This window comes from Streptomyces sp. NPDC002671 (assembly GCF_053592475.1).
The window spans coordinates 1-4,220 of the sequence record NZ_JBSFVU010000126.1 but is presented as its reverse complement, the minus strand read 5'-3'; the positions used below and the strand labels follow the sequence as shown (position 1 = coordinate 4,220).

Sequence of the window (4,220 nt, the reverse complement as noted above, 5' to 3'; positions counted from 1 at the left end):
GTGTAATCCTTGGCGTAGGTACACCAGACGGCGTAGTTGGTGGGCTTCCAGTCGGCCGGCCCGCTGTCGGACTTCGACGAGTTGGACGACTCCGAGGCGATCAGCAGCTAGGGGCCTTTGAGGTCGTCGCCGAAGGCCCTGCGCCGGTCCGCGCTCCTGGCGTCGACCCCGGAGCGCCAGGCTTCGGCGAGGGGGACCATGTGGTCGATGGTGGCCTGGGCGACGTCGGTCACGGTGGTGTCGTCGCAGGCGCCGAACCAGGAGCCGGATGAGGGCTGGCAGCTGCCGGGTTTGTCCTGGACGTCTTTGCCGACGCGGGCGAGGACGTCCAGGCGGGTGGCACAGCCGTCCGGCTGGGTGGACCAGACGTCGAACTTGTCGCGGGCGTAGCCGTCCATCGAATGCGGCGGAGCCACGGTGAGGGCGGCGAGCTCGCTGCGGGCGGTTGCCGTCGAGGGCGGCGGGGCGGCTCAGCCAGCGCAGGAGCGGCAGCCATGCCGATCAGGAACACGGCCTTTACGGGCTGGCCGAAGGCGGCGTGACGCATGAAGTCTCCATGAAGTGTGGGGGGTTGGAGATCCGCACACGAGAAAACCGCAGCCTGGGCACCGTCCGCTACGCGCGTGGACCAGCTACGACAACTCCCCCACCCCATCTTCACCGGCCCAACACCGCGGTGGGACCAATGCGCCCTCTGGCCAGTTGATCGAGCCCCCCGTGAACCTCTCGGCCACAGCACTACGCTGAAGTAGAAGCCGCAACCGCGCGGCTTCGCATGTACGGGAGCGATGGCGGTTGTTCGACGTGCACGTCATTCCGGACGAGCTCAGGATCGACTCCCGCGATCCCCTCTGTACCGACGGCCCAGTGCGGCTGACGTCGGGCAGCCGGGAGTTCCCGTCATCGGGATGGACGGATGCGGTTCCCTCCGTGCTGGGCTCCATGGGGCAGGCCGTTGCCGCCGCGCTCGACGGTAGTGTCGGCGACTTCTACTTCTTCGAGGACTCCTACTTCGTCAAACTGATCCCTCTGCCGGACGCCCCCGGGAGACCGCGCCAGGTCCGGGTCTCAGCAGTGCACGACGGAACCGCCCGAGCCGCCACCGAGGGCAATGTCGCCCTCGTAGGGGTAGGCGAGGTGCCGACCGAAGCCGTAATGTCGCTGCGCGATGGTTGCCGAGCGCTACAGCGCCGCGGAGAAGCGGATCCGAACGTGGGCCGAGGCGCACGGCGAGGCCGACGTCGCAGAGGTGCTGTCCCGGGGCTACCAATACGACGCATCGGACCCGCGCTTCACCCACTGACCTCGGCGGCGGGCCCAAGCAGCCGTGGCAGGCTGACCGGTATGCCACCGCCTTTGACGCCCCAGCCGGAACATCTTGGGACATCGGAGTCGGATTGAGGTTCACCAGCGCCGTCCCGGTGAACCTATGCGGTCACAGCACTGTGACGGGCCATACGGGATGCAGTGATGTGGGGGTGTCCAGGGGCAGGCCGGTCCCGGCTATGAACCCGTCGAGGGTGTCGGGCCGGTACTGCAGACGTTTGTGCCGGTTGCGTACGAGCGTCTCCAGGCGGTCGAGGGCGACGACGGCGAGGTTGGCCAGGCCGCGTTCGACGTGTGCCCACACTGCGGGTGCCGATACATCATCCAGCCTGGTCAAGCGGCATGTCGGTACTCGTGGAGGGTTCCGGCGAGTCGGTCTCGTCGTCGGACGTCCAGGTGGGTGATGTGGGCTGGCGGGTTGATCGGTTCGGGGAGAGGGCATAGTGGTGCGGCTTGTCCGAGCGGCCGAGCAATGCGCCGTTTTCCCATCGAGGCCGGTGTGGGAGCGACACTCACTCCGGGACCCCCGCAGACGTCACCCGTCGAGGACGACGGGTTCGCCGGTGAGTGCGACGCCGGCCCGACGCAGTTCCTCGATGGCGTGGTCGGTGGTGTCGGTGGCGACGCCGGCTGTGTAGTCGAGCAGGACACGTACGGCGAAGCCGGCATTCGCGCCGTCCAGCGCGGTGGCCTTCACGCAGTGGTCGGTGGCGATACCGACAACGTCGACGTCGCTGACGCCGCGCGAGTGAAGCCATTCGGCCAGGGATGTGCCGTCCTCGGCCGAGCCCTCGAAGCCGCTCTTCGAAGCGGAGTACGCACCCTTGTAGAAAACCTCGTCGACGGCACCGGAAGCGGCAGTCGGCGCGAAGTGCGGGTGGAAGGTGCTGCCCCCGCTGCCGGCCACGCAGTGCACGGGGAAGGAGTTCCGGTAGTTCGGGTGGTCGGAGAAGTGGTCGCCCGGATCGATGTGGTGATCGCGGGTGGCGACGATATGCGCATACTCGCCGCCGGCGGAGCGTTGGACCATCTCAGCGATGGCGCGGGCCCGGTCGGCGCCGCCCTTCACCGGGATACTGCCGCCCTCGCAGAAGTCCTTCTGCACATCGACGATGATCAGAGCGCGACGCACAGCACAAGCCCTTCCTCGCAGGAGCCCGTGATCGTATGTCTGCCCGTCCGCTGCGAACAGACGCGCTACAGGCCCGTCATTCACCTGACCGGGGCCCATCCGCGCCCGTGTTCGGTTCTCGCCGGACACCACGCTTCATGAAAGCGCGAGGTTAGAACCATCCACTCTCCTCCCCGGTTGCTCGGCGGCATCCCGTTGACCTGCAACGACACCCGAGCGCCTGTTCGGCGCACCGGCTGGCGCGCTGTCAGCTCGAACGGCAGTCACCCTCCGGCTCCGCGGACCGGCCGCCACCGCTGGCCGGGGCGGCACGGAACCGTGGGCCAGCCCGCTGGCGCGTGACGGTCGGTTCACTCAGTCCGTCAGGCGTTCCAGAAGTGCGGGATGGTCGGCGAGGGCCTGGTGAAGAACCTTCTGCCGCTGGGGCGCGTACTGACCGGGGTCGGCAGCCTCCCAGTCGATCGGGCCCAACGGGGGCTCGGGATCGTACTCGACGAACAACTGGACCTTGCGCGCGATGTCCCGGCCGGCGAGCTCGCCGACCAGGTGGAGTGCCATGTCGATGCCGGCCGACACCCCGGCGGCGGTGATGACGTTCCCGTCCCGGACCCAGCGCTCGGCCACCGGGATCGCCTCGAACTTGGCCAGCAGGCTGCGGTAGTTCCAGTGCGAGTTGGCCCGGCGTCCTTCCAGGAGACCGGCGGCGGCGAGCAGCAGCGAGCCGGTGCACACCGAGCCGACGATCTCGGACCGCGCGGCCGCGGTGCGTAGCTTGTCCAGCAGCTTCTCGTCGGCCATCGCGGCGATGGTGGAGACCGTGCCACCGGGCACGATGAGCGCGTACGGATCGGGCATGGTCTCGAAGGTATGGCTGGGAACCAGCGACAGCGGGGTGTCCGTGGCCATCGGTTCGATCCGCTCGCCGACCACGACCGTGTCGTAACCGGGGACGAGATGGGACAGCATGCCGAAGACCTGCAGTGGGCCGACGATGTCGAGCGGGGTGAGACCCGGGTACTGGACGAAGGCGATGGTCTTCACCGGGGCTTCGTGCCGGGGGGCCGAGGATTCGGTCATGGGGATGCTCCTGGTGGCTGAGCCGACCTGCTGGGGCGGAAGCGCTGCCCTACCACCATGTGTGCTGTCGTGGATGAGAACAACAGGAGGGCTGCGGAGTCCGAATTCCTGCGACGCCCGTCCTTCGGGCTGGACGCGTGCCCGACCCTGCCGAGCCGGGCCTCTCAGCCGTCACCTGGGAGAAGTCCCCGTTCAGCGGAGGCAACGACAACTCTGTGGAGTTCGGTGCGATCAGCGAGTTCATCGCCGTCCCCGGCCCCAAGCGGCCCGAGCAGACACCGCTCGTCCATACCCGCGACGAGATCAGGGCCATGATCCTCGGCGCGAAGGCCGGCACATTCGACCACCTGATCAGACAGGACGCATCGGCCGTCCGGAGTAGGCGAACCAGTGCCCCTGCATCGGGCAGGGTGAGGCCACGAGTGCGAAGCGAAGTTCGACGACGACCGCCGGCGGACTCCTCACCCCGGCTGGCCGCCGTATCCGGGTACTGGCGAGCAGTCGGCCGGGCGGCTCCGCCTGCCCGGGTACGCATCGCCCGATGCACGACTAGCTCGGACTCACCCACACCCACGGCATCCGGACCCTCGCCACCGCGGCATAACGACAGTGAGGCTGCCCCGGACCGGTGCAGCCTCACCTCGGCAAGATCTTCAGGAGACCCAGGCGGTGGCGGTGGTACAAC

Annotated in this window: 5 protein-coding genes and 1 pseudogene; 2 read left to right on the top strand and 4 right to left on the bottom strand. The window is 68.3% G+C overall.

All coding sequences use genetic code 11. From position 1 onward, the window contains the following. Positions 1 to 107: 107 nt before the first annotated feature. Entirely contained in the window at positions 108 to 398 is a 291-nt protein-coding gene (locus ACWD35_RS44945) for a hypothetical protein (RefSeq protein ID WP_451357095.1), read from the bottom strand. Between the two features lie 770 nt (positions 399 to 1,168). Between ACWD35_RS44945 and ACWD35_RS44940 the strand changes: the two genes are divergently transcribed. Next, positions 1,169 to 1,303, top strand: a complete 135-nt coding sequence (locus ACWD35_RS44940; protein ID WP_451357094.1) for a hypothetical protein — start codon at positions 1,169 to 1,171, stop codon at positions 1,301 to 1,303. Between the two features lie 132 nt (positions 1,304 to 1,435). Here the strand turns inward: ACWD35_RS44940 and ACWD35_RS44935 are convergent. The 3 genes and pseudogenes from ACWD35_RS44935 to ACWD35_RS44925 form a co-directional block, all read right to left on the bottom strand. Beyond that, positions 1,436 to 1,630 (bottom strand): annotated as a pseudogene (locus tag ACWD35_RS44935) (hypothetical protein); the annotation flags it as partial. Between the two features lie 231 nt (positions 1,631 to 1,861). Then, complete coding sequence (locus ACWD35_RS44930; RefSeq protein WP_451357093.1) at positions 1,862 to 2,458, bottom strand: isochorismatase family protein; 597 nt, start codon at positions 2,456 to 2,458, stop codon at positions 1,862 to 1,864. A gap of 354 nt (positions 2,459 to 2,812) precedes the next feature. Next, positions 2,813 to 3,535, bottom strand: coding sequence for a DJ-1/PfpI family protein (locus ACWD35_RS44925; RefSeq protein WP_451357092.1), 723 nt, complete (start codon positions 3,533 to 3,535; stop codon positions 2,813 to 2,815). Between the two features lie 137 nt (positions 3,536 to 3,672). Between ACWD35_RS44925 and ACWD35_RS44920 the strand changes: the two genes are divergently transcribed. After that, on the top strand, positions 3,673 to 4,220 hold a 548-nt coding region (locus ACWD35_RS44920; RefSeq protein ID WP_451357091.1), incomplete at its 3' end, for a DUF397 domain-containing protein.